General features: G+C 69.2%; 22 protein-coding genes. 13 read left to right on the plus strand and 9 right to left on the minus strand.

Annotation, left to right across the window (positions count from 1 at the left end):
* Positions 1 to 3: 3 nt before the first annotated feature.
* The 3 genes from DFR41_RS05305 to rsmA all read left to right on the plus strand — a co-directional run bounded on the left by DFR41_RS05305 (position 4) and on the right by rsmA (position 4,764).
* Positions 4 to 2,403 (plus strand): LPS-assembly protein LptD, encoded by a 2,400-nt coding sequence (locus DFR41_RS05305; protein ID WP_114801951.1) that lies wholly within the window; start codon positions 4 to 6, stop codon positions 2,401 to 2,403.
* A 90-nt stretch (positions 2,404 to 2,493) separates the two neighbouring features.
* Positions 2,494 to 3,963, plus strand: a complete 1,470-nt coding sequence (locus DFR41_RS05310) for a peptidylprolyl isomerase (RefSeq protein ID WP_043112548.1) — start codon at positions 2,494 to 2,496, stop codon at positions 3,961 to 3,963.
* Positions 3,964 to 3,993: 30 nt separating this feature from the next.
* On the plus strand, positions 3,994 to 4,764 hold the full coding sequence (gene rsmA, locus DFR41_RS05315; protein WP_017759368.1) for a 16S rRNA (adenine(1518)-N(6)/adenine(1519)-N(6))-dimethyltransferase RsmA: 771 nt from the start codon (positions 3,994 to 3,996) through the stop codon (positions 4,762 to 4,764).
* Positions 4,765 to 4,878: 114 nt separating this feature from the next.
* Here the strand turns inward: rsmA and DFR41_RS27650 are convergent, their stop codons facing one another.
* From DFR41_RS27650 to DFR41_RS05330, 4 genes are all read right to left on the minus strand, one after another.
* Positions 4,879 to 5,019: a hypothetical protein gene (locus DFR41_RS27650; RefSeq protein ID WP_017759369.1), complete on the minus strand. Its 141-nt coding sequence runs from the start codon at positions 5,017 to 5,019 to the stop codon at positions 4,879 to 4,881.
* A gap of 47 nt (positions 5,020 to 5,066) precedes the next feature.
* The gene (locus tag DFR41_RS05320; RefSeq protein WP_043112550.1) at positions 5,067 to 5,489 is read right to left on the minus strand and encodes a barstar family protein; all 423 of its coding nucleotides are present in this window, start codon (positions 5,487 to 5,489) and stop codon (positions 5,067 to 5,069) included.
* Between the two features lie 53 nt (positions 5,490 to 5,542).
* Positions 5,543 to 5,869, minus strand: a complete 327-nt coding sequence (locus DFR41_RS05325) for a guanyl-specific ribonuclease (protein WP_017759371.1) — start codon at positions 5,867 to 5,869, stop codon at positions 5,543 to 5,545.
* Positions 5,870 to 6,181: 312 nt separating this feature from the next.
* Entirely contained in the window at positions 6,182 to 8,491 is a 2,310-nt protein-coding gene (locus DFR41_RS05330; protein WP_017759372.1) for an NADP-dependent malic enzyme, read from the minus strand.
* 202 nt (positions 8,492 to 8,693) lie between these two features.
* Between DFR41_RS05330 and DFR41_RS05335 the strand changes: the two genes are divergently transcribed.
* From DFR41_RS05335 to DFR41_RS05355, 5 genes are all read left to right on the plus strand, one after another.
* A complete protein-coding gene (locus DFR41_RS05335) occupies positions 8,694 to 9,734 on the plus strand; it encodes an SPFH domain-containing protein (protein WP_114801952.1) in 1,041 nt (346 codons plus the stop codon).
* A gap of 21 nt (positions 9,735 to 9,755) precedes the next feature.
* On the plus strand, positions 9,756 to 11,249 hold the full coding sequence (locus DFR41_RS05340; RefSeq protein WP_114801953.1) for a DUF4178 domain-containing protein: 1,494 nt from the start codon (positions 9,756 to 9,758) through the stop codon (positions 11,247 to 11,249).
* Positions 11,250 to 11,289: 40 nt separating this feature from the next.
* Positions 11,290 to 11,511, plus strand: a complete 222-nt coding sequence (locus DFR41_RS05345; RefSeq protein ID WP_017757264.1) for a DUF350 domain-containing protein — start codon at positions 11,290 to 11,292, stop codon at positions 11,509 to 11,511.
* 133 nt (positions 11,512 to 11,644) lie between these two features.
* Positions 11,645 to 13,189, plus strand: a complete 1,545-nt coding sequence (locus DFR41_RS05350; protein ID WP_114801954.1) for a polyamine aminopropyltransferase — start codon at positions 11,645 to 11,647, stop codon at positions 13,187 to 13,189.
* Positions 13,165 to 14,814 (plus strand): FAD-dependent oxidoreductase, encoded by a 1,650-nt coding sequence (locus DFR41_RS05355; RefSeq protein ID WP_114801955.1) that lies wholly within the window; start codon positions 13,165 to 13,167, stop codon positions 14,812 to 14,814. The genes DFR41_RS05350 and DFR41_RS05355 overlap by 25 nt, the downstream gene beginning before the upstream one ends.
* A 14-nt stretch (positions 14,815 to 14,828) precedes the next feature.
* Here DFR41_RS05355 and DFR41_RS05360 read toward each other — a convergent pair whose 3' ends face one another.
* The 4 genes from DFR41_RS05360 to DFR41_RS05375 all read right to left on the minus strand — a co-directional run bounded on the left by DFR41_RS05360 (position 14,829) and on the right by DFR41_RS05375 (position 18,766).
* On the minus strand, positions 14,829 to 16,508 hold the full coding sequence (locus tag DFR41_RS05360) for a GMC family oxidoreductase (RefSeq protein WP_114801956.1): 1,680 nt from the start codon (positions 16,506 to 16,508) through the stop codon (positions 14,829 to 14,831).
* Positions 16,509 to 16,569: 61 nt separating this feature from the next.
* The gene (locus tag DFR41_RS05365) at positions 16,570 to 16,872 is read right to left on the minus strand and encodes a type II toxin-antitoxin system RelE/ParE family toxin (protein ID WP_017758966.1); all 303 of its coding nucleotides are present in this window, start codon (positions 16,870 to 16,872) and stop codon (positions 16,570 to 16,572) included.
* Positions 16,869 to 17,189, minus strand: coding sequence for a hypothetical protein (locus DFR41_RS05370; protein WP_147284319.1), 321 nt, complete (start codon positions 17,187 to 17,189; stop codon positions 16,869 to 16,871). Before DFR41_RS05370 ends, DFR41_RS05365 begins: the two co-directional genes overlap by 4 nt.
* Positions 17,190 to 17,248: 59 nt before the next feature.
* Positions 17,249 to 18,766, minus strand: a complete 1,518-nt coding sequence (locus tag DFR41_RS05375) for a CoA-acylating methylmalonate-semialdehyde dehydrogenase (RefSeq protein ID WP_114801957.1) — start codon at positions 18,764 to 18,766, stop codon at positions 17,249 to 17,251.
* 112 nt (positions 18,767 to 18,878) lie between these two features.
* On the opposite strand from DFR41_RS05375, the gene DFR41_RS05380 reads away from it, so the two are divergent.
* From DFR41_RS05380 to DFR41_RS05400, 5 genes are all read left to right on the plus strand, one after another.
* Positions 18,879 to 19,841, plus strand: coding sequence for a LysR family transcriptional regulator (locus DFR41_RS05380; RefSeq protein WP_043112561.1), 963 nt, complete (start codon positions 18,879 to 18,881; stop codon positions 19,839 to 19,841).
* Positions 19,842 to 20,016: 175 nt separating this feature from the next.
* Positions 20,017 to 21,168, plus strand: coding sequence for an MlaE family ABC transporter permease (locus tag DFR41_RS05385; protein ID WP_114801958.1), 1,152 nt, complete (start codon positions 20,017 to 20,019; stop codon positions 21,166 to 21,168).
* The gene (locus DFR41_RS05390; protein WP_017759689.1) at positions 21,165 to 21,956 is read left to right on the plus strand and encodes an ABC transporter ATP-binding protein; all 792 of its coding nucleotides are present in this window, start codon (positions 21,165 to 21,167) and stop codon (positions 21,954 to 21,956) included. The genes DFR41_RS05385 and DFR41_RS05390 overlap by 4 nt, the downstream gene beginning before the upstream one ends.
* A 17-nt stretch (positions 21,957 to 21,973) precedes the next feature.
* Entirely contained in the window at positions 21,974 to 22,939 is a 966-nt protein-coding gene (locus DFR41_RS05395; protein WP_017759690.1) for an MlaD family protein, read from the plus strand.
* 17 nt (positions 22,940 to 22,956) lie between these two features.
* Complete coding sequence (locus tag DFR41_RS05400; RefSeq protein WP_114801959.1) at positions 22,957 to 23,703, plus strand: ABC-type transport auxiliary lipoprotein family protein; 747 nt, start codon at positions 22,957 to 22,959, stop codon at positions 23,701 to 23,703.
* Here the strand turns inward: DFR41_RS05400 and DFR41_RS05405 are convergent, their stop codons facing one another.
* Positions 23,704 to 24,360 (minus strand): MarC family protein, encoded by a 657-nt coding sequence (locus DFR41_RS05405; protein ID WP_425326680.1) that lies wholly within the window; start codon positions 24,358 to 24,360, stop codon positions 23,704 to 23,706.
* Between the last annotated feature and the right edge of the window lie 10 nt (positions 24,361 to 24,370).

Here is a 24,370-nt window from a genome sequence, read left to right on the forward strand (position 1 = left end):
TCCATGCCAGACCACAGCCGCGCCCCCGGGCACCGACGCCTGCCGCCGCTGCCCCTTGCGCTGCTGACGCTGGCGCTTGCGGCCGTCCAGGGCGCCTGGGCGCAGTCCGCGCCCGCCTTGCCCGACGAGCCGCCCTTGGTGCTGCGCCGCAGCCCCCAGCTCACCGAGAACATCCTTCCGACAGAGCGCAGCCAGCGTCCCAGCATCGTCCAGGGCGACCGCATCTCCGGCCGTCCCGACCTGGAGACCACCGTGGAGGGCAACGCCTCCCTGCGTCGCGGTGACACTGTCATCCGCGCCGACCGTCTCAACTACGACCAGCCGCAGGATCTGGCCACCGCCGAGGGGGAGGTGCGCGTCAACCAGGCCGGCAACATCTACGAGGGGCCGCGGCTGCAGCTCAAGCTGGAGACCTTCGAGGGCTTCTTCGACAGCGTTCGCTATCAGCTGCTGACCAACGGCGCCCATGGCACGGCGGACCGCGTCGATTTCGTCGATTCCGACCGCACGATCGCGCGCCGGGCCACCTACACCACCTGCCGCCGCGAGGACGACCAGCCGGGCTGGAAGCCGGCCTGGTTCCTGAGTGCCGAGAACCTCCGCACCGACAGCGCCGAGGGCGTCGGCGTCGCCGAGAACGTGCAACTGCACTTCATGGGCATGAGTTCGCCGGCCCTGCCCAGCGTGAGCTTTCCGCTGGACGACCAGCGCAAGAGCGGCATCCTGCCGCCGGTCATCGGCATGGACAGCGTCAACGGCCTGGAGTTGACGCTGCCCTACTACTGGAACATTGCGCCCAACCGCGACGCCACCTTCACGCCCTCGGTGATGAGCAAGCGGGGCATCAATATCGCGAACGAGTTCCGCTACCTCGAGAAGGACTACAGCGGCGAGGTGCGCTTCGACCTCATGCCTGACGACCAGCTGCGCAACCGCGACCGCTGGGGCCTGTGGCTGCGCCACCGGCAGAACTTCAACGCCGGCACCCTCGGCATGGACACGCTCAGTGCCAATCTGTCGGTGGACCGGGTCAGCGACGACGACTACTGGCGCGACTTCACCCGCACGCCCACGCTGACCTCGCGTCAGCTGTCGGCCGACGGCACGGTCAACTGGAGCAAGGGCGACTGGAGCGGCCGCCTGTTCGCCCAGAAGTGGCAGACGCTCACCTACACCGAGGCGCCGATCACGCCGGCCTACGACCGCCTGCCCCAGCTCACGGCCAATTACGCGCTGTACGACTGGAACGGCTTCGACTTCAGCTTCAACAACGAGCTGACGCGCTTCAGCGCCAATTCGACCCAGCAGGGCCAGCCGAACGCCGACCGGCTGTTCTCGCAGGTGCAGCTGTCGCGGCCCTTCGTGCGGCCGGGCTACTACGTCACGCCCAAGCTCACGCTGTCGGGTACCAGTTACAGCTTCGACGGCCCGCTGTCCAACGGCGCGACCTCGGCCAACCGCACGGTGCCGACTTTCAGCCTCGACACGGGCATGACCTTCGAGCGCGAGACCAGTCTCTTCGGCAAGGCCTACACGCAGACGCTTGAGCCGCGCGCCTTCTTCGTCAACACGCCCTATCGCGACCAGAGCACGCTGCCGGTCTACGACACCGCCAAGAGCGACCTGAGCCTGGCGTCGCTCTTCACCGAGAACGAATTCACCGGCAATGACCGCATCTCGGCCACCAAGGCGGTCACCCTGGGCGTGACGTCCCGGCTGATCGACCCCGACACCGGCTTCGAACGGGCCCGTTTCGGCATTGCGCAGCGGCGGCGGTTGTCCGACCAGCTGGTGACGCTGCCGGGCGGCACCGCCTCCACCGACCGGGCATCCGACGTGGTGACGGGCGCGCAGATCAACATCAATCCACAATGGAGTGTCGAAGGCGCGGTCCAGTACAACCCGCAGATCGACAAGTCGGAGCGCCGCGCCATCACCGCGCGCTACACGCCCGGCCCGTACCGCTCGCTCAGTGCCTCGTACCGCTACCAGGACGACCGCATCTCCGTCAACAACTCGGGCTACGAATCCATCGACCTGGGCTGGCAATGGCCGCTGAACGACCTGTGGGGCGACAAGGGCTCGCCCAAGGCCGGCGGCGGGCTGGGCGGCGGGCGCTGGTATGCCGTCGGCCGCGTCAACTACAGCCTGCGCGACAAGGTGGTCACCGATGCGGTGATGGGCGTCGAGTACGACGGCTGCTGCTACATCGGCCGCGTCGTGCTGGAGAAGGTCAGCACCGGGGTGGCCACGGCCACCAAGCGCATCATGTTCCAGATCGAGTTCATGGGCTTCACCAGCCTCGGAACCAGCCCGATGCGCACGCTTCAAACCAACGTGCCGCGCTACCGTTCGCTGCGCGAGCCCACGCTGGCGCCGAGCCGTTTCACCAACTATGAGTGAGCAAGACCCCGCCCGCCTCGCCGGCGACGGGGGCTTTCTCCAGCCCGCCCGCCTGTCCGGGCGTGGCGCTTGATCCAGGAGGCCAACGCCATGAGATTCCAGCTTTCCGTCTTCGCCCTGTCGTGCGCGGCCCTGCTGGCCGCCACGCCGGCCGCGCAGGCCCAGCAGGGTGGCGCCGCCACACGCCAGGGCGCCTCGGCCCAGCAAGGCCGCAGTGCCCAGGCGGCCACACCGCGTCGGGGCATCACCGACATCATGCGTGAAGGTCCTGCCACCTCCACGTTGCCGCCGCCCGTTTCTGCGGCGGCACAGCCGCAGGGCCAGCGGGCCGCGGAATACATCGTGGCGCTGGTCAATTCCGAGCCGATCACCAACACCCAGGTCCAGAAGCGGGTCGAGCGCATCCTGCGCGAGGCCGGGCCGGAGGCGCAGCGGATCCCGCGCGACCAGATCAACCGCCAGGTGCTCGAGCAGATCATCGCCGAGCGTGCGCAGTTGCAGCTGGCCAAGGAACTGGGCGTGCGTGTGGATGCCATGGCCATCGACCAGGCAGAGGAAGTGGTCGCGCGGCAGAATCAGGTCAGCCTGCCCGAGCTGCGTCGCCGGGTGAGCGAGGCGGGCATCTCGCGCGACGAGTTCCGCAACAACCTGCGCGACCAGTTGCTGCTCACCCGTCTGCGCGAGCGCGAGCTGGAAGGCCGCGTGAAGGTCAGCGACGACGAGATCGACCAGTTCCTGCGCGAGCAGCGCGCGGCCGCGAGCAGCGCCGCGCCCGACATCAATCTCGCCCAAGTGCTGGTCACGGTGCCCGAAAAGGCGACGGCGGCGCAGATCGCCGAGGCGCAGAAGCGGGCCGAGGACATCGCCCGTCGCGCCCGCGCTGGCGAGGACTTCTCCCAGCTGGCGACCCAGCTGTCCGACGCACCCGATGCCAAGGGCACCGGCGGCGTGCTGGGGCTGCGTGCGGCCGACCGTTATCCGCCGCTGTTCGTCGAGGCGACGCAGTCCACGCCCGTGGGCGGCATCGTGGGACCGGTGCGCTCGGGCGCGGGCTTCCATGTGCTGAAGGTGCTGGCCAAGCAGAATGCCGCGTCGCCGGATTCCGTGGTCACGCAGACGCAGGTGCGCCATATCCTGATGCGCCCCGACACGCGCCGCACGCCGGAGCAGATCGTTTCACTCATGGCTGACTTCAAGCGGCGCATCCAGGCCGGCACGGCCGACTTCGCCGCGCTGGCCCGCGAGAACTCGCAGGACACCGTCAGCGCCCGCGAGGGCGGAGAACTGGGCTGGTCCACGCCGGGCCAGTTCGTGCCGGAGTTCGAAGAGGCCATGAGCCGCCTGCAGCCCGGCCAGATCAGCGACCCCATCGTCACCCGGTTCGGCATCCACCTGATCCAGGTGGAGGGCCGGCGTGAGGCCAAGCTCAATCCCGCCGAACTGCGCGAAGCGGCGCGCAATGTGCTGCGCGACCGCAAGATGGAAGACGCCTACGAGGCCTGGGCCCAGGAAGTGCGCCAGCGTGCCTACGTGGAAATGCGCGAGGCGCCGGCCTCCTGAGCGTGATCGCCGCCGCGCCCCCCCGCCCGCATGAAACCCCACGCCCCGCGCAAGCGCTTCGGACAGCATTTCCTGACCGACGATGCCATCATCGACGGCATCGTCCGCGAGATCGCGCCGCGTCCCGGCGACGCCATGGTCGAGATCGGACCGGGCCTGGCCGCGCTCACACAGCCCCTGGTCGAGCGGCTCGGGCGCCTGACGGTGGTCGAACTGGACCGCGACCTGGCCGCACGGCTGCGCAGCCATCCACAGCTGACCGTCGTCGAGGCGGATGTTCTGACGGTCGATTTCGGTGTCTTGGCCGATACGGCGGGCCAGCGGCTGCGGGTGGTGGGCAACCTGCCCTACAACATTTCCACGCCCATCCTCTTCCATCTGCTGCGCTTTGCAGATCGGATCGCCGACCAGCATTTCATGCTGCAGAAGGAAGTGATCGACCGCATGGTGGCCGACCCTGCCACCTCCGACTACGGCCGCCTGTCGGTGATGCTCCAGTGGCGCTACGCCATGGAGAACGTGCTCTTCGTGCCACCGGAAAGCTTCGACCCGCCGCCCCGCGTGGACAGCGCGGTGGTGCGGATGGTCCCGCGCGAGGCGCCGGCGGCGTTGGACCCAGCTCTGCTCGAGCGCCTCGTGCAGCTGGCCTTCAGCCAGCGCCGCAAGCTGCTGCGCAATACCCTGGGCCGCTGGCTGGACGAGCGCCACTTCGAGGGCCGCTTCGACGTGCAGCGCCGCGCCGAGGAGGTGCCGGTGGACGAGTACGTAGCGCTTGCGCAGGCGCTGCCTTCGGTGTCCTGAAAGAAGGCCGGCGCCTCGGTGCGCCATGGCGCAGTAGTCCTCGAGGCTTGCGTCGCGCCCAAGAAAAAGCCCGCCGTTCGGCGGGCTTCGTTCGTCAGCGCCCGGTCCGGAGGCTCAGGCGGCAGACAGCCAGTAGCTGCTGTTGAAAGGGCTGCTCATGCGCAGCGCCTGCGGGGAGACGTCCACCAGCTTGTCGGTGGGCATCTTCTCTTCGCCGCTCAGGTCGATGCCATCGACGGGGGCGGTGGTGGTCACCGGGGCCTCGCTGGCCCGTTCTGCTTGGCCGGCTTGTGCAGAACGGGCTACAGAAAAGAATAGAAGCACCGGAAGGGCACTTTCCGGTCGCCCCAGTAGTCGGCGGCGTCCCGGAAGATGTCGAGCAGTTGCTCGCGCGCTTCCTTGTCGAATTTGGCATGCGCCGGGATCTGCTCCAGCACCACGACGAAGCCCGGCTGCGGGCCCGACTTGTACAGCGGGTCGGTCATGCAGTCGTAGAGGGCGTCGAAGTTCTTGCCGAAGTGCGCCGGGAAGGTGAACTGCTGCGCGATCAGGTCGAGCACGTCCTGCTTGCTCTGGGCAACGGCCAGGTTGGCATAGAGGAAGTGGTGGCCCGCTTCTTGCGCCGCCTGCTGCAGATCGGCCACGCGAAAGGCGCGAATCGACTGCACGATGTTCGGCCGCACGCCCTTGAGAGGCTGCTCATTCATCTCCGCTGTTCTTTCCATGATGGTCAAGACTTGTTCCGGACGCGTTGGTGCGTCAATCCATGACGTGCGCATCAGGGCACGATCTTTCTGAAACTGGCGTAGTGGTCGGCCGTGTACCAGCAACCATCGGGTCGGCTGGGCTGCTGGCCCCCGCACACGATCCGGCGCGCGCCGCGGTTGCTCGCGCCCGGCGTCCTGACTGTGTACTCGCGGTAGTAGCCGCGCGGTTCACGAGGCAGGAGTCGCTCGCGGTTGCCGAAGACTGTGCCGTCCTTCTCGTGAGGGAAGGGGCCGCCTTGCAGGATGGTTCGGTAGGTTTGCTGGCCCTGGGGAGGCAGTTCCGCCAGTGCGATCGAAGTGCCCCGGTCCGTCGTCTCCCGGGCGGATGCGGCGGGCATCCCCGCCAATCCTCCCCACAAGGCTGCCGCAAGAACGCCAACGCGCGTGAACTTGGAAACCGGGGAAGAAATCGAGGCGAAAACCGCCATGAGGCACCGGAAGGCTAAAGAACGGGACTGCGATTTACGGGTTAACCCGTAAATTCAAGCCCGCCAGTGTGCCCCAGTGCTGCCTAAATAGCAAGCGAATGCCCAAGGATTGGGCAATGGGAATGCCCTGCGACGTGCCAAAAAGTTGACGCTCCGCAGAGTCGGCACCAGCATGGTGCGGGGCTAGGCGCGTTGCGCGCCTGCCGCCCGGGCGATCAGCGATCAGCGATCGGCGTTGGCGTCGGCCACCGTCAGGGCCGTCATATTGACGATACGGCGCACCGTGGCGCTGGCGGTGAGGATGTGCACCGGCTTGGCCGCGCCCAGCAGCACCGGGCCGATGGCGATGTTGCCGCCGGCGGCCGTCTTGAGCAGGTTGTAGGAGATGTTGGCGGCGTCGATGTTGGGGAAGACGAGCAGGTTCGCGTCGCCAGCGAGCGCGCTGTGAGGCATCACGCTCATGCGCTGGCGGCCGTCGAGGGCCACGTCACCGTGCATCTCGCCGTCGACTTCGAGCCAGGGCGCCTGCTCGCGCAGCAGGGCGAGCGTCTGGCGCATCTTGAGCGCGCTGGGATGGGCGCTGGTGCCGAAGTTGGAGTGCGACAGCAGGGCGGCCTTGGGCTTGAGGCCGAAGCGCATCATTTCCTCGGCGGCCATGATGGTGATCTCGGCCAGTTCCTCGGCGCTGGGGTCGTAGTTGACGTGCGTGTCGACCAGGAACACCTGCCGCTCGGGCAGCAGCAGCGCGTTCATGCAGGCATAGATCGAGGCGCCGCTGCGCTTGCCGATCACGTTGTCGATGTAGGGCAGGTGGGCGTGCGTGGTGCCCCAGGTGCCGCAGATCATGCCGTCCACATGGCCCTTGTGCAGCAGCATGGCGCCGATGAGCGCCAAGCGGCGGCGCATCTCGATCTTGGCGACCTGCACCGTCACGCCCTTGCGCTCGGTCATGCGGTGGTAGGTCTGCCAGAAGTCGCGGTAGCGCTCGTCCCACTCGACGTTGACGACGTCGTAGTCCTGGCCTTCCTTCAGGCGAAGACCGAACTTCTCGATGCGCTGGGCGATGATGGCCGGGCGGCCGATGAGCGTGGGGCGTGCGATGCCTTCGTCCACCACGATCTGGGCGGCGCGCAGCACGCGCTCTTCTTCCCCTTCGGCATAGGCCACGCGCTTCTTGGCCGCGCGCTTGGCGGCGTCGAAGATCGGCTTCATCGTCGTGCCCGAGGCATAGACGAAGCTCTGCAACTTGTCGCGGTAGGCGTCCAGGTCCTTGATGGGACGGGCGGCCACGCCGCTTTCTTCCGCTGCCTTGGCCACGGCCGGCGCGATCTTCATCATCAGGCGCGGGTCGAAGGGCTTGGGGATCAGGTATTCGGGGCCGAAGCTCAGCTTCTCGCCCACATAGGCGGCGGCCACGCGCTCGCTCTGCTCGGCCTGCGCCAGATCGGCGATGGCGCGCACCGCGGCGATCTCCATCTCGTCGGTGATGGTGGTCGCGCCGCAGTCCAGGGCTCCGCGGAAGATGTACGGGAAGCACAGGACGTTGTTGACCTGGTTCGGGTAATCGGTACGGCCCGTGGCCATGATGATGTCGCCGCGCACCGAGTGGGCCAGCTCCGGCAGGATCTCCGGGTTGGGGTTGGCCAGCGCGAAGATCACCGGCCGGGCCGCCATCTTGGCGACCATCTCGGGCTTGAGCACGTTGCCGGCCGACAGGCCCAGGAAGACGTCGGCGCCTTCCATCACCTCGCCCAGCGTGCGGGCCTCGGTTTTCTGCGCGAACCGGGCCTTGTCCTCGTCCATCAGTTCGGTGCGGCCTTCGTAGACCACGCCGGCCAGGTCGGTGACGAACACGTTCTCGCGTTTGAGGCCCACCTTGAGCAGCAGGTTCAGGCAGGCCAGGGCGGCGGCACCGGCGCCCGAGGCCACCAGCTTGACCTGCCCGATGTCCTTGCCGGCCACCTTCAGGCCGTTGAGCATGGCGGCGGCCACGGTGATGGCGGTGCCGTGCTGGTCGTCGTGGAAGACCGGAATCTTCATGCGCTTGCGTAGCTCGCGCTCGACGTAGAAGCAGTCGGGGGCCTTGATGTCCTCGAGGTTGATGGCGCCGAAGGTGGGCTCCAGCGCGGCGATCACCTCGACCAGCTTGGCCGGGTCCTTCTCGTCGATCTCGATGTCGAAGACGTCCACGCCCGCGAACTTCTTGAACAGGACGGCCTTGCCTTCCATCACCGGCTTGGAGGCCAGCGGGCCGATGTCGCCGAGGCCCAGCACGGCGGTGCCGTTGGAGATCACGGCCACCAGGTTGCCGCGCGAGGTGTAGCGGAAGGCGGCGGCCGGGTCCTTGACGATCTCCTCGCAGGGCGCAGCCACGCCGGGCGAGTAGGCCAGCGACAGGTCGCGCTGGTTCGTCATCTGCTTGGTGGCGCTGATCGCCAGCTTGCCCGGCACCGGAAACTCGTGGTACTCGAGTGCGGCGCGGCGAAGTTCCGCGCGTTTGTCTTCGGCGCTCAGGGGTTTGGACTCGGACATGGGGACGCTGCTCCTCGACGCAAACGGCGGGCTGTCGAGGCGCCGCCGCTGCCTGGCTCACTGGAAAAGGGCGCCGATTGTAGGCCTGCCCCTGTCGCTGTCCCGGCTGCCATAGGCTGCATGGCCAGGGCGGCCACGGCCGGCGTCCGCGCGGGCTGTGGCAACATTTGCGGCTCCTCATTTTGCGAGCACGGAGCAACGCATGGCCCTGATGGATTTCATCAAGAAGCAGTTCATCGACGTCATCCAATGGACGGAAGAGGGCGACGGCACGCTCGCCTGGCGCTTCCCGATGGCAGGCATGGAGATCCAGAACGGCGCCTCGCTCACGGTGCGCGAGTCGCAGATGGCGGTCTTCGTCAACGAGGGCACGGTGGCGGACGTCTTCGGTCCGGGGATGTACAAGCTCACAACCCAGACGCTGCCGGTGCTGACCTATCTGAAGAACTGGGACAAGCTCTTCGAGTCGCCCTTCAAGAGTGACGTCTACTTCTTCAGCACCCGCCAGCAGGTGGACCAGAAGTGGGGCACGCCCCAGCCCATCACCATCCGCGACAAGGACTTCGGCGCGGTGCGGCTGCGGGCCTTCGGCAACTACAGCTACCGGGTGGCCGACCCCAAGCTCTTCCACACCGAAATCTCGGGCACGCGCGAGCGCTACACGGTGGCCGACCTCGACGGCCAACTGCGCGGGCTGGTGCTGCAGAACATCAGCAATGCCATTGCCGCGAGCGGCGTGCCCTTCCTGGACCTGGCGGCCAACCAGAACCAGTTTGCGCAGGCGCTGGCCGCGCAGCTCGCCCCCGAGTTCGCGAAGATCGGCCTGCGCCTGGACGTGATGACGCTGCAGAACCTGTCGCTGCCCGAGGAGCTTCAGAAGGTCCTCGACCAGAAGATCGGCATGGGCATGGTCGGCAACGACATGGGCAAGTTCATGCAGTACCAGGCGGGCCAGGCCATCCCGGTCTTCGCCGAGAACAGCGGCCACGGCGGTGGCGTGGCCGGCGATGCCATGGGGCTGGGCGCGGGTGTCGCGCTGGGGCAGGTGATGGCCAACACGCTGGCGCAGGGCCTGCAGCAGCCGGCCCAGGCGCCTGCTGCCGCGGCGGCTGCGGCGCCGACCGTCAGCCCCGCCGAGGTGATGTCCACCCTCGAGAAGCTGGCCGAACTCAAGACCAAGGGCATCCTGACCCAGGAAGAGTTCGACGCCAAGAAGACCGAACTGCTGAAAAAGCTGACGTGATTCGCGCCGCACGCTCCCGCCATGGCTGAGGCCGGCGGCACCCAGCGCCACTACCGCGCACCCTGTCCGGGCTGCGGCGCGCCCGTAGAGTTCCGGTCGGCGCAGTCGGTCTATGCCGTCTGCCCCTACTGCCAGAGCACGGTCGTCCGCCGGGGCGAGCAGCTGGCGCGCGTGGGCAAGATGGCCGAGCTGTTCGAGGACTTCAGTCCGCTGCAGCTCTTTGCCGCCGGCCGCCTGCAGGACCAGCCCTTCACCCTGGTCGGCCGGCTGCAGTACGCCTATGCCGGCGGCCGCTGGACCGAATGGATCGCCCAGCTCGACGGCGAGCGCCAGGGCACGCTGAGCGAGGACAACGGCAGCTATGTCTTCTCGTTGCCCTATGCGCTGACGCAGGAGGCGCCGCCCGCCGACGCCCTGCGCGTGGGCATGACGACGGCCCTCAACGGTCAGTCGTACACCGTGGCCTCCAACGAAGAGGCGGCGCTGCTCTCGGCCCAGGGCGAATTGCCGCGGCTGCCCGAGATGGGCCAGCCATTCCGCGTGGTCGAGTTGCGCAACGACAAGGGCCTTGTGCTCAGTCTGGAGTACGGCAGCCAGCCGCCCACGGCCTGGCTGGGACGACAGGTGGCATTGGCCGACCTGCAGCTCACCGGCCTGCGCAGCGAATCCGGTAAGGAAGAGCAAGGCCGCGCCTTCAACTGCCCGAACTGCGGCGCGCCGGTGACGGCGCAGTTGGAGAGCAGCAAGAGCGTCACCTGCGGCAGCTGCAAGAGCCTGATCGACCTGAGCGCCGGCATCGGCGCCGAGCTGAAGTACGCGGTGCAGGACGAGCCGGTGAAGCCGCTGATCGCGCTGGGCAGCACGGGCCGGCTGGAGGGCAGCGACTGGCAGGTGGTGGGCTTCCAGCACCGCATGGGCCGCTCGCCCGGCGAGGACGAGCAGTTCGGCTGGAGCGAATACCTGCTCTACAACCGGCAGAAGGGCTTCTGCTTCCTGGTCGACGCCGAGGACGGCTGGAGCCTGGTGCGGCCGACCACTGGCGCGCCGGTGGTGTCGGGCGGCGGCGCCAGCGCGCGCTACCTGGGCACCACCTACCGCCAGCAGTACAGCTACGACGCCGAGACCACCTACGTGGCCGGCGAGTTCTACTGGCGCGTCGAGCGCGGCCAGCGCACCAGCAACCGCGACTACGCCGGCCCAAAGGGCGCGGTGCTGTCGCTGGAGCGGGCCGACAAGGAGCTGACCTGGTCGCTCGGCAACCGGCTGGACGGCGCGGCCGTGGCCCAGGCCTTCAAGCTCGATGCGCGCAAGGACCAGTTCAAGCGGGCCGATGCGGCCCCGCTGAGCGCGGCCTCGGGCCTCGGCTGCGGGACGATCATCCTGATCGTGGTGGTGGTGATCATCCTGCTCTTGATCCTGTCGACCTGCAGCGGCGGCTCGGGCTCGTCGGGCAGCAGCTGGCGCAGCACGGGCGGCTCCTACGGCGGCTATTCCAGCGGCGGCGGCCACAAGTAGGTGGCGCCTTTCCCTTCTTCATCCCTTCGCGGAGAGACACATGGCGAAATTCGAATGGCTCCACCCCGTGTCCATCGCGGGCACCCTGCTGTATGCGCTGATCGGCATCATCGTGTTCTGGGTGGCCTTCATCATCATCGACAAGATCACGCCCTACGACCTGTGGGCAGAGATCGTCGAGAAGCAGAACCGGGCGCTGGCGCTCGTGGTTGCGGCGATGTGCCTGGGCATCTCGATCATCGTGGCGGCAGCAATCCATTGAGCCCCCCGGCTTTTCACGTCGCTCCGCGACGTGTAACGCCACCCCCCGAGGGGGAGGTGCGGCCGCCTTGGGGCGGCCCGGCGGCGGCCGCATCAAGCCTTGCTGCCTTGATCGATGAAGGAAGCCGGCCGTGATGGCGGAGGCGCGCGCGCCGTCGCCGGTGGCGGTGTCGCTGCTGGCCAGCGTCTTCGTCGTGGCCGCCTGTGGGCTGGTGTACGAGCTCAGCGCGGCGGCGCTCAGCTCCTACGTGCTGGGCGACTCGGTGCTGCAGTTCTCCACCGTGATCGGCGCCTACCTGTTCGCGATGGGCGTGGGCTCCTGGCTGTCTCGCTACTTCGAGCGGCAGCTGCCCGCGCACTTCCTGCGCATCGAGTTGCTGGTGGCGCTGGTCGGCGGCTGCCTGCCGGCGATGCTCTTCCTGGCCAATGCCTATGTGCCGGGCGCCTTCCGCCTGCTGCTGTACGGCGGCGTGTTGGTGGTGGGCACGCTGGTGGGGCTGGAGATCCCGCTGGTCATGCGCATCCTGCGGCGCGACATCCAGCTGAAGGACCTGGTCTCGCAGGTGCTCACCTTCGATTACCTCGGTGCGCTGGCCGTGTCCGTGGCCTTTCCGCTGGTGCTGGTGCCGCAGCTGGGCATGGTGCGCACGGGGCTGCTGTTCGGACTGATGAACGGGGCCGTGGGGCTGTGGGCGCTGTGGCTGTTCCGGCACGAGCTGCGGCGCTTCGGCGCGCATGCGATGGCCTGCGTGCTGACGCTGGCCGCGCTGGCGGGCGCCTTCGTGGGGGCGGAGCGCATCAGCAGCCTGGCGGAAGACAAGCTCTACCAGGAGCGCATCGTCTTCGCCGCCAGTTCGCCCTACCAGCGCATCGCGGTCACGCGCGGCAATGCGGGCCACCGGCTCTTCCTCAACGGCAACCTGCAGTTCGCCGAGCGCGACGAATACCGCTACCACGAGGCGCTGGTGCATCCGGCCATGGCGGCCCAGGGCGCGCCGCGCCGGGTGGCGGTGCTGGGTGGCGGCGACGGCATGGCGGTGCGCGAGATCCTCAAGTACCCCTCGGTCGAACAGGTCACGCTGGTGGAGCTCGATCCGAACATGACCGCGCTCTTCCGCGACCACGCACAGTTGGCGGTGCTCAACGGCCATTCGTTGCGTTCACCGAAGCTGCGCATCGTCAATACCGATGCCTTCCAGTGGCTGCAGCAGCTGCCCCCGGCGGGCGACGATGGCTTCTACGACGTGATCGTGGTGGACTTCCCCGACCCCACCAACTTCGCCATCGGCAAGCTCTACACGCAGAGCTTCTATGCGTTGCTGGGCCAGCGCCTGTCGGCCAGCGGCTATGCGGTGGTGCAGACCACCTCGCCGCTGGTGGCGCGGCGCAGCTTCTGGACGGTGGTCCAGACCATCGAGGCCGCCGGCCTCACGGCCACGCCGTACCACGCGCACGTGCCCAGCTTCGGCGAATGGGGCTATGTGATCGCCAGTCGCCGACCCTGGCGCATGCCGACGGCGCTGCCCGAGGGCCTGCGCTTCCTGTCGCCGGAAACGCTGCCGCTGCTGTTCGACTTTCCGCGCGACATGGCGCGCGTGCCGGCCGAGGTCAACCGGCTGTCGAACCAGGTGCTGGTGCATACCTATGAGCAGGAATGGGGCAAGGTCAGCGGCCATTGAACGGCGGACGCCGTCGCTTCGTCGGTGTCGCCGCGGCAGGCGCGACGACGGTCGGGCTGCCGGCGTGGCTGGCGGGCTGCGGCCGCGCGTCGCCTGCGCTGGAAGGCGGCTTCGCCGGCATCGACATGGCGCGCGGCCATGCGCTGCGTGAGGGCCGTTGGGCGTCGCAGCCCGTGGCAAAGGAGCGGCGCACCCGCGTGCTGATCGCGGGCGGCGGCGTCGCCGGGCTGGCGGCGGCACGCGCGCTGCGGCAGGCCCGCATCGATGACTTCGCCCTGCTCGAGCTGGAGGACGAAGCCGGCGGCAATGCCCGTGGCGGCCAGCTCGGCGGCCTGGCGTGTCCTCTGGGCGCGCACTACCTGCCGGTGCCCGGCGACGATGCGCGCGAGGTGCAGGACCTGCTGGAAGAACTGGGCCTGCGCCGCCGCGAGGCCGGCCGGTGGGTCTACGACGAGCGGTACCTGTGCCACAGCCCGCAGGAGCGGCTCTTCTTCCAGGGCGAGTGGCAGGACGGGCTGCTGCCGTTGACCGGGGTAGGCGCGGACACGCTCGCGCAATACCGCCGCTTCGCGCAGAAGGTCGAGGCGCTGCGCCGCGCGGCGCATTTCGCCATCCCCACGTTGCGGGCCGCCCCTTCGGCGCCGCTGGTCGATCTGGACCGGCTGAGCTTCGGCGCCTGGCTCGAGGCCGAGGGCTTGGATGACCCGCAACTGCGCTGGTACCTCGGCTACTGCTGCCGCGATGACTACGGCGCGGGTCTGGCGCAGGTTTCGGCCTGGGCGGGGCTGCACTACTTCGCCAGCCGCCACGGCTTCCATGCGCCGGGCGATGGTCTCGATGCCGAGCGCGAGGCCGTGCTGACCTGGCCCGAGGGCAATGCTTGGCTCACCCGCCGCCTGGCCGCGCCGCTGGCAGGGCGCCTGCAGACCAGGCAGGTGGTGCTGCGCATCGAGCAGACGCGCAGCGGCGTGGCGGTCGATGCCTGGGACGCGGCGGCCCAGCAGCGCGTGCGCTGGCAGGCCACGCAGTGCATCGTCGCGCTGCCGGTCTTCGTCGCGGCGCGCGTGGTGGTGTCGCCGTCGGCCTTCCTGTCGGAGCTCGCGGCCGGCCTGACCTATTCGCCCTGGCTGGTGGCCAACCTGCACCTGTCGTCACCGCTGCGGGACCGGCCGGGCGCGGCGCCCAGCTGGGACAACGTGGTATACGGCACACGCGGCCTGGGCTACGTGGATGCGGGACATCAGCGGCTGGACCCGACGCCCGCGCCCACGGTGCTGAGCTGGTACCGCCCTTTAGGGCCGAGTGAATTCGACGGCGGCGATGGCCGCCGCCTGCTGGCCGAGCGCCCATGGGAGGCCTGGCGCGACGAAATGCTCGCCGAGCTGTCGGTGCCCCATCCCGACCTGGCGGAGCGTGCGACGCGGTTGGCGATCACGCGCTACGGGCATGCCATGGCGGTGCCCGCGCCGGGCCTGCGGGCGCGGCTGGCGCGGACTGCGCCCGGCGGCGAAGTGCAAGCCGGCCGGCTGCACTTCGCGCATGCGGACTGGTCCGGCTACTCGATCTTCGAGGAGGCCTTCACCCGCGGGCATCTTGCGGGCGAGGCCGCGGCGCGGGCGGCCTGAGCCGGGTGCCGCGTTCAGCCCTGCGCCGCTTCCCGCACCCAGCCCGCGGCCTTCTCGGCAATCATCAGCGTCGGGCTGTTGGTGTTGCCGCTGGTGATGGTGGGCATCGCGCTCGCATCCACCACGCGCAACCCAGCAATGAGGCCGCCCCGGCCGTCGCGCACGCGCAGCCGTGAATCCAGCACGGCCTGCATGTCGCCGTCCGCGCCCATGCGCGCGGTGCCCACCGGGTGGAAGATGGTCGTCGCGATGTCGCCCGCCAGGCGGGCCAGGTCCTCGTCGCTCTCGTACTGCGGGCCCGGCTTCCATTCCTGCGGCTGGTAGCGGGCCAGCGCCGGCTGTGCGGCGATGCGGCGCGTCACGCGCAGCGAGTCGGCCGCCACCTGGCGGTCCTCGTCGGTGGAGAGGTAGTTGGGCGCGATGGCCGGCGCATCCTCGAAGCGCGGCGTCTTCAGCCGCACCGTGCCGCGGCTGGTCGGGTTGAGGTTGCACACGCTGGCCGTGAAGGCCGGGAAGCTGTGCAGCGGATCGCCGAAGGCGTCCAGCGACAGCGGCTGCACGTGGTACTGGATGTTGGGCCAGGGCCGGTCGGGCGTGCTGCGGGTGAAGGCACCCAGCTGAGAGGGCGCCATGCTCATGGGGCCGCTGCGGCGCAGCACGTATTCCAGGCCGATGCGCGCCTTGCCCACGAGGCTGGAGGCCAGCACGTTCAGCGTCGGCGCGCCGTCGATCTTGAACACGGCGCGGATCTGCAGGTGGTCCTGCAGGTTGGCGCCCACGCCGGGCAGGTCCGCCTGCACCTCGATGCCCTGCGCGTGCAGCAGCTCGGCCGGGCCGATGCCCGACAGCAGCAGGATCTGCGGCGAGCCGATGGCGCCGGCGCACAGGATCACCTCGCGCGTGGCGCGCACCTCCACCATCTCGCGGCCATTCCACACCCGTGCGCCGGTGCAGCGCCGGCCGCCCTCGGGCGTGGGCTCGATCAGAAGGCGGGCCACCTGGGCGCCGGTCCACAGCTCGAAGTTGGGCCGCCCGAAGCAGGTCGGCCGCAGGAAGGCCTTGGCCGTGTTCCAGCGCCAGCCGGCCTTCTGGTTGACCTGGAAGTAGCCCACGCCTTCGTTGCTGCCGCGGTTGAAGTCGGTGGAGTGCGGAATCCCGGCTTCCTGCGCGGCCTGCGCGAAGGCGTCGAGGATGTCCCAGCGCAGCCGCTGCTTCTCCACCCGCCATTCGCCGCCGTGGCCGTGGAAGCGGGCGAATTCGGGGTCATCCGCGCCGGGCTGGCCGGCGTCGCCCAGGTAGTGGTCCTCGTGGCGCTTGAAGGCGGGCAGAACGCTGTCCCAGCGCCAGGCGTCGTCGCCGGTGATCTGCGCCCAGCCGTCGTAGTCGCGGGCCTGGCCGCGCATGTAGATCATGCCGTTGATGCTGGAGCAGCCACCCAGCGTCTTTCCGCGCGGGTAGCGCAGCACGCGGCCGTTGAGGCCGGCGTCGGGCTCGGTCTGGTAGAGCCAGTCGGTGCGGGGGTTGCCGATGCAGTAGAGGTAGCCGACCGGGATGTGGATCCAGTGGTAGTCGTCCTTGCGTCCGGCCTCCAGCAGCAGCACGCGCTTGCCGCGGTCGGCGCTCAGGCGGTTGGCCATCAGCGCGCCAGCGGTGCCGGCGCCGATGACGATGTAGTCGAAGGTGGTGTCGCTCACGGTTGTCTCCTTGGCCTCTGGCGGGCCTTGTGCGGGGGGCGAAAAGGGGGTGAGTGGGGCGCTACAGATCGCCCGGGTGGTAGCCGGATTCGCGTTGATGGCGGATGGCGAGGACTTCGACTTCCGCCAGATCGATGCTGACGCGGTAGAGCGCTATGTAGCCCGTATTGCCACGCTGTATGACCAGTTCGCGCAACCGGCCCTGCACCGGTCGGCCGATGCGCGGCTGGTGGGTGAGAACGCTCAACGCCTGACGGATCACGGTGACGGTGTCGGCCGCGGCGTCGGGATCGTTCGACAACAGGAAGTCCACCAGCCGCTGCAAATCCTGGCGCGCCCGAGGGCTCAGCGTGAGCCGACTCATGCAGCCTTTTTCTTTGGCTTCGAGCCTCGACCCCGAACGGGCACCGGCTCCGGAACCACTTCGTCCGTGCCGCGAGCACGAATCCGGGCGTGCAGCCAGTCGAAAACATCCTCGGCGTCATACACCGGTCCGCCGGCGTCGATCTCCGCAGCCGCCGCCATCGCATCCGCCACAAACTCGGCGCGCTGCTGGCGCCGCCGGACTTCGTCCTGCAGGGTCCGCAGCATGAAGGCATGTGCCGAGACCCGGTCCTGCTCGGCAAACTGCTGGATCGTCTGCTTGAGGTCCTCAGGCAGCTTCAAGGAGGTGGTGCCCATCGCGTTCTCCAATCGATCTCAATCGGGTAACACCATGGTAGCACCGCCTCCCGCGGGCCTTACTTGGCCGTGGGCATCACAAACTCGGCGCCCTTGCCGATGCTCTCCGGCCAGCGCTGCATGATCGACTTCTGCTTGGTGTAGAAGCGCACGCCTTCCTCGCCGTAGGCATGCATGTCGCCGAAGAGCGAGCGCTTCCAGCCGCCGAAGCCCTGCCAGGCCATGGGAACCGGGATCGGCACGTTGATGCCGACCATGCCCACCTGGATGCGGCGGCCGAATTCGCGCGCCACGTTGCCGTCGCGGGTGAAGCAGGCCACGCCGTTGCCGAATTCGTGGGCGTTGATCAGGTCGACGGCCTCGGCCAGGTCCTTCACGCGCACGCAGCCCAGCACCGGGCCGAAGATCTCTTCCTTGTAGATCCGCATCTCGGGCGTGACATGGTCGAAGAGCGTGCCGCCCAGCCAGAAGCCGCCTTCGCAGCCTTCGCCGGCCTGCTTGCCGTCGAAGCCGCGGCCGTCCACCAGCAGCTTCGCGCCTTCCTGCTCGCCCAGGTCGATGTAGCCGCGGATGCGCTCGTGCGCCGCCTTGGTGACGATGGGGCCCATCTCGGCGTCGAGGTTCTCGCCGTCCAGCACCTTGAGCGTCCTCGTGCGCTCGACCAGCTTGGGGATCAGCTTGTCGGCCACGTCGCCCACCAGCACCGCCACGCTGATGGCCATGCAGCGCTCGCCAGCCGAGCCGTAGCCGGCGCCGATCAGCGCGTCCACGGCCTGGTCGATGTCGGCGTCGGGCATCACCACCATGTGGTTCTTGGCGCCGCCCAGGGCCTGCACGCGCTTGCCGTGGCGGGCACCGGTCTCGTAGATGTAGTTGGCGATGGGCGTGGAGCCGACGAAGCTCACGGCCTTGACGTCGGGGTGCGTCAGCAGCGCGTCCACGGCCACTTTGTCGCCCTGCACCACGTTGAACACGCCGTCGGGCAGGCCTGCTTCCTTCAGCAGCTCGGCGATGCGCAGCGAGGGGCTCGGGTCGGTCGGGCTGGGCTTGAGCACGAAGGTGTTGCCCGCGGCGATGGCCACCGGGAACATCCACATCGGCACCATCACCGGGAAGTTGAAGGGCGTGATGCCCGCCACCACGCCCAGGGGCTGGCGCAGGGTCCAGTTGTCGATGCCGGTGGAGACCTGCTCGGTGAAGTCGCCCTTGAGCAGCTGCGGAATGCCGCAGGCGAATTCCACGATGTCGATGCCGCGCGTGACCTCGCCCTGCGCGTCGGTGAACACCTTGCCGTGCTCGGCGGTGATCAGGTGGGCCAGTTCGTCGCGGTGCTGGTTCAGCAGTTCCAGGAACTTGAACATCACCCGCGCGCGGCGGATCGGCGGCGTGTCGGCCCACTTCGGAAAGGCGGCCTGCGCGGCGGCCACGGCGGCGTTCACCTGGTCCACGTCCGCCAGGCCGGTGCGGCCGGTTAGGGCGCCCGTGGCGGGGTTGAACACGTCTTGCGTGCGGCCCGAGGCGTTGGCCACGACCTGGCCGTGGATGTAGTGGTCGATGGCGGCAATGCTGTTCTTCATCGGAAATTTCGTCGGTGGAAGGGGTGGGATGGCTGGCAGTCTAGGACTGCCCCCCTCGGCCGCCTAGCCGCCACGGTTGAACTGATTGTTCAATCTGACGAACAATGGCGCGATGGATCATTCCAAGATCGAAGGCCTCTGGGCCCATGTGCACTGGCTGACCGTGCTGGCCGAGCAGGGCAGCTACACCGCCGCGGCCCGCCGCCTGGGCGTGAGCAAGGCCGGCATGAGCCAGCGCATCGCCGAGCTGGAGCGCAAGGCTGGCGTGCCGCTGGTGCAGCGCACCACCCGCAGCGTGCGCCTGACCGAGGCCGGCCAGCGGCTGGTGGAGGAAACGCGCACCGCCTTCGACGCCATCGCCCAGAGCTTTGCCGGCGTGCGCGACTTGGCGGGCGTGCCGCGTGGCCGTCTGCGGGTTACGGCGCCGGTCGCGCTGGCCCGGCAGCAACTGGTGCCGCGGCTGGCCGACTTCCTGCGCGCCCATCCCGAGGTGCGCATCGAACTGGAGCTCTCCGACCGCCTGAGCGCCCTGGCCATGGAAGGCTTCGACCTCGCCATCCGCCACAGCGCCGCGCCGCCCGACACGCACGTGGCCTGGCCCCTGTGCCAGACCCGCAGCCTGCTGGTGGCCAGCCGCGCCTACCTGCGCCAGCGCGGGGAGCCGGCGGTGCCGGCGGACCTGGGCAGCCATGACTGTCTGTACTACCCGCGCCAGGACCAGCCCGCCTGGCATTTCCTGCCCCGACCGGCGCAGGCGGACACCGAGCGGATCACCGTGCCGGTGGCCGGGCCTTTCGCGGCCAACAACAGCGAGGCCTTGCGCGACGCCGCTGCCGCAGGTCTCGGTATTGCGCTGCTGCCCGACTTCAGCGCACAGGCCGGACTGCGCAGCGGCCAGTTGGTGGAGGTGCTGCCGGCCTGGCAGCCGGTGGGCGCCTTCGCGGAGCAGCTGTTCGCCATCCGCCCTTACGCCCCGCATGTGCCGCGGGCCGTCGCGGCTTTCGTCGCCTGGCTGCGGGAGGTCTTTGCGGAGGGCTTCTCGGTGCACGCAGTGCCTGCTGAATCCCCGGTCTGACCGGCCGCGCCGGTAGACAGGGGCGAGCTGCCCGGCCCTCGCGCCGCCAGTGTTTGTGGGAGTGGCCCCACTGCCGATCGCGCCCCGTGCGGTCAAGCGTCAGTGGCGGGTCAGCGGGTAGCATTCACCGGTTGCCCGCCGCCGGCCGGTCCACGGTCGGGCACACCGCCAACGAATGCTTTCCTCCCACATCCAGCTTCCGAGCGACGACGCATGGCCGCGCGTGGACCGCGCCCAGGCCGAGGAGCATGGGCCGTGGGCGCCTACGGGGCGGTGGACAGTGCTGGCCTTTTCCTCGCGCGAGCAGTGGCTGGCGCTGGAGCGTTGCCTTGACGAGGCAGCCGGCACGGGTGGCGGCTGGGATCTGCGCGGCATCGAGCAGCTCGACCATGTCGGCGCCCAGCTGCTGTGGAACCACTGGGGCCGCCAGTGGCCGGCGCAGCTCCAGCTCAGCGATTCGCAGAAGGCCGTGCTCGACCAGGTCGCGCAGTACACGGTGCCGCTGCCGCCGCCCGCCGCGCAGGGCTGGGCCACCTGGCCGGCGCGGCTGCTGGCGCAGGGCCCGGCGCTGCTGCGCCTGGGCCGCCAGACCCTGTTGCTGGTCGGTCAGCTGGCGCTGGACCTGCTGCGGCTGGCACGCGCACCGCAGCGCGGACCCTGGCGCGACTTCTCGGGCCATCTTTACCGCATTGGCGCCACGGCCCTGCCGATCACCGCGCTCGTCGGCCTGCTGATCGGCGTGGTGCTGGCCTACCTGATGTCGAACCAGCTGCGCAACTACGGCGCGGAATCCTTCGTGGTGAACATCCTGGGCCTGTCGATCCTGCGCGAGCTGGGGCCGGTGCTGGCGGCGGTGCTGGTGGCGGGCCGCTCCGGCTCGGCCATCACGGCGCAGATCGGCGTCATGCGCGTGACCGAGGAGCTGGACGCCATGCGCGTTATGGGCATCCCGCCCGGCTACCGCCTGGTCATGCCGCGGGTGCTGGCCCTGGCCGTGGTGATGCCGCTGGTGGCGCTGTGGACCTCGCTCTCGGCACTGGCGGGCGGCATGTTCGCGGCTTGGTCGGCGCTGGACATCGCGCCCGTGTTTTTCATGCAGCAGCTGCCGCGGGCGGTGCCCTTCGTCAACCTTTACATCGCGCTGGCCAAGTCGGCGGTGTTCGGCGTGATGATCGCCCTCATCGCCTGCCACCACGGCCTGCGGGTGGAGCCCAACACCGAGAGCCTGGGCCGGCGCACCACCGCCTCGGTGGTGGCGGCGATCACCATGGTCATCCTGGTCGACGCGCTCTTCGCCCTGCTGTTCCGCGGGGTGGGCTTCCGATGATCCACCGCCTGCATGAGCGCGGCACCATGGTCGAGATCCGCGGCCTGTGGACCGAATTCCCACGCGGGCGCGGCCAGGTGCAGGTGGTGCACCGCGACCTGGATCTGGACATCCGGCGCGGCGAGATCCTCTCGCTGGTGGGCGGCTCGGGTACCGGCAAGACGGTTCTGCTGCGGCAGATCCTGGGTCTGCAGGCGCTCACGCGTGGCACGGTGCGCGTGCTGGGCGCCCCGCCTGCCGAGCTGAGTGCGCGCGGCGCTGCAGCCGTGGGCATGCTGTTCCAGCACGGCGCGCTGTTCTCGGCCTTCAGCGTGCTGGAGAACATCGCCTTTCCGCTGCGCGAACTCAAGCTGCTGCCCGACGAGCTGATCCGCGATGCGGCGCTGGTCAAGCTCCAGATGGTGGGCCTGGGCCCCGAGCATGCGCACAAGATGCCGGCCAACCTCTCGGGCGGCATGATCAAGCGCGTGGCCCTGGCGCGGGCGCTCATCATGGACCCGCCCCTGCTGCTGCTCGACGAGCCCACCGCCGGGCTGGACCCGGCGGCCTCGGACAGCTTCTGCGAGCTGCTGCGCGGCCTGCACCGCGAACTGGGCCTGACGGTGGTGATGGTCACCCATGACCTGGACACGCTGTTCGACCTGTCCACCCGCATCGCCGTGCTGGCCGACCAGCGCGTGATCGCACTGGGCAGCGCGCGCGAGGTGATGGCGGTGGACCATCCCTTCATCCGCGAGTACTTCCTGGGCGGACGCGGCCACCGCGCCGCGCTCGCCCTGCCATCCTGAACGGGAAGAGGAACACCATGGAAAACAAGTCCCATGCCCTGGCCGCTGGCGCCTTCGTCTTCGGCATGCTGGCCCTGCTGGTGGCGTTGGTGCTCTGGTTCACCCGCGACAGCACGGTGCGCAACACCTATGAGCTGAGCACCCGCGACCCTGTGAGCGGCCTGCAGCCGCAGGCGGCGGTGCGCTACCGCGGCATCATGGTCGGCAAGGTGGCCAGCATCGACTTCGACCCCGAGAAGCGCGGCAACGTGCGGGTGAGGCTGGCCATCGATGAGCGGGTGCCGCTCACCAAGTCCACCTTCGCCAGCCTGAGCTACCAGGGCGTGACCGGCCTGGCCTTCGTGGCGCTGGACGACAAGGGCGAGTCGCAGGAGCCGCTGCTGCCCAACAACGACGACCCGCCGCAGATCCCGCTGCGCCCGTCCATGTTCTCGCAGCTGCAGGGCCGCGGCGAGGCGATCCTGAACCAGGTGGAAGAGGCCACGCGCCGCGCCAACGCCCTGCTGAGCGACCAGAACCAGCAGCGCATCGCCCAGGCGCTGGAGAACATCGCGCAGGTCACGGCCCATGCCAACGACCTCACCCGCACGCTCGACCAGACCTTGCGCACGCGGGTGGACCCGGCCCTGGCCGCCATTCCGCCGCTGGCGCAGACGGTGCGCGGCACCGCGCAGAACTTCGGCCAGGCGGCGCAGTCGCTCAACGCCACGCTGCAGCGCCTCAATGCCGAGGACGGCGCGCTGGCCCGACTGGGCAGCGGCACGGCCGCGCTGCAGCAGACGCTGGAGTCGGTCAATGCCACCACGTTGCCGCGCCTGAATCGCGCGGCCGACGACACCTCGCTGGCGGCTCGCCGCCTCGGCCGCGTAGCCGACACCATTGCCGACAGTCCGCAATCGCTGATCTATGGCACGGGCGTGCCGGCGCCCGGCCCAGGCGAGCCCGGCTTCGTGGCGCCGGTGCCTGCGGCGGCCGGCCGCTGATGCGAAGGAGCGTTTCCATGTCCCGCCTGATTCACCCTCGTTCCCTGTTCGAGGTGCCTGTCGCGCCACGCCGCAGCTCCGCTTCCGAGCCACAAGGCCCTGGCGGCGGGATCGCACGTCGTGCGAGCGTCGCCTGCCAGGCACTGCTCGCTGCCGCGGCGCTGGCCTTGGCCGCCTGCAGCGCGCTGCCCGACAAACCCCACCGCAGCATCAGCTACGACTTCGGCCCCGGCCCGTTGGCTCCCGCCGTAACGGCATCCGCAGCCACGGCCGCGCTGCCACCGATCACGCTGGCCGACCTGGACACGTCCGCTTCGCGCCTGGAAGGCACGGCTCTCAACTATCGGCTGGGCTACGAGGAAGCGCAGGCGCTGCGGCCCTACGCCACGGCGCGCTGGACGCAGCCGCCGCTGCAGCTCTTCCGCCAACGGCTGCGTGATGCCCTCGCCGAGCAGCGCACTGTGCTCGGCACGCTCGAAGCCGGCAACCTGGCGCGCGAAGGCCGCAGCAGCGAGGTGCTGCGCATCTCGCTCGACGAGTTCAGCCATTACTTCGCCTCGCCCACGTTGAGCAGCGGACTGGTGCGCGTGCGCGCCACGCTGCTGTCGCTGTCGCCCACCGGCGAGCGGGTGCTGGGCCAGCGCGTCTTCGTGGTTCAGCGTCCGGCCGCCACGGCAGATGCGGCCGGCGGCGCCAAGGCCCTGGCTTCCGCCAGCGACGAAGTGATCGCGGACATGGTCCGCTGGGTCAACAGCCGCCGCTGATCAGGGCATGGCGCGGGCCAGCACCGGAAACAGCTTGCCCAGCCCGTCGGCCATCACCTCCACGGCCAGCGCCGCCAGGATCAGGCCCATCAACCGCGTCATCACGTTGATGCCCGTTTTGCCCAGCACGCGTGCGATGGGCTCGGCCATCAGCAGCGCCAGCAGCGTGGCCAGGGCGATCACGGCGCCGTAGCCCACCAGCACCAGCATCTGCCACCAGTGCTGCACCTTCTCGGCATAGATCACCATGGTCGACATGGTGGCCGGGCCGGTCAGCAGCGGGATGGTCAGCGGAACCACGGCGATGGAGGCGCCCAGCGACGCCTTCACCTCGGTCGCGCGGATCTCCTCCTGGCTGGTCTTGGCCTCGGCCGGCTGCGCGTTGAGCATGTTCAGTGCGCTCATCAGCAGCAGCATGCCGCCACCCACCTGGAAGCTGGCGATGGAGATGCCGAAGAAGGACAGCAGCTGCAGCCCGATCAGCGCGCTCACCGCGATCACCACGAAGGCGCTGAAGGCCGCCACGCGGGCGGTGCGCTGGCGCATGCGGTCGCTGTAGCCCTGCGTGTAGTGGATGAAGAAGGGCACGATCGCCAGCGGATTCACGATGGCCATCAGCGTGATCAGCGGCTTGATCAGGTCCATCGAGTGGCCCATGCCGGTCATC

It is taken from the genome of Pseudacidovorax intermedius, from assembly GCF_003350475.1.
GTDB classification, from domain to species: Bacteria; Pseudomonadota; Gammaproteobacteria; order Burkholderiales; family Burkholderiaceae_C; genus Xenophilus; species Xenophilus intermedius.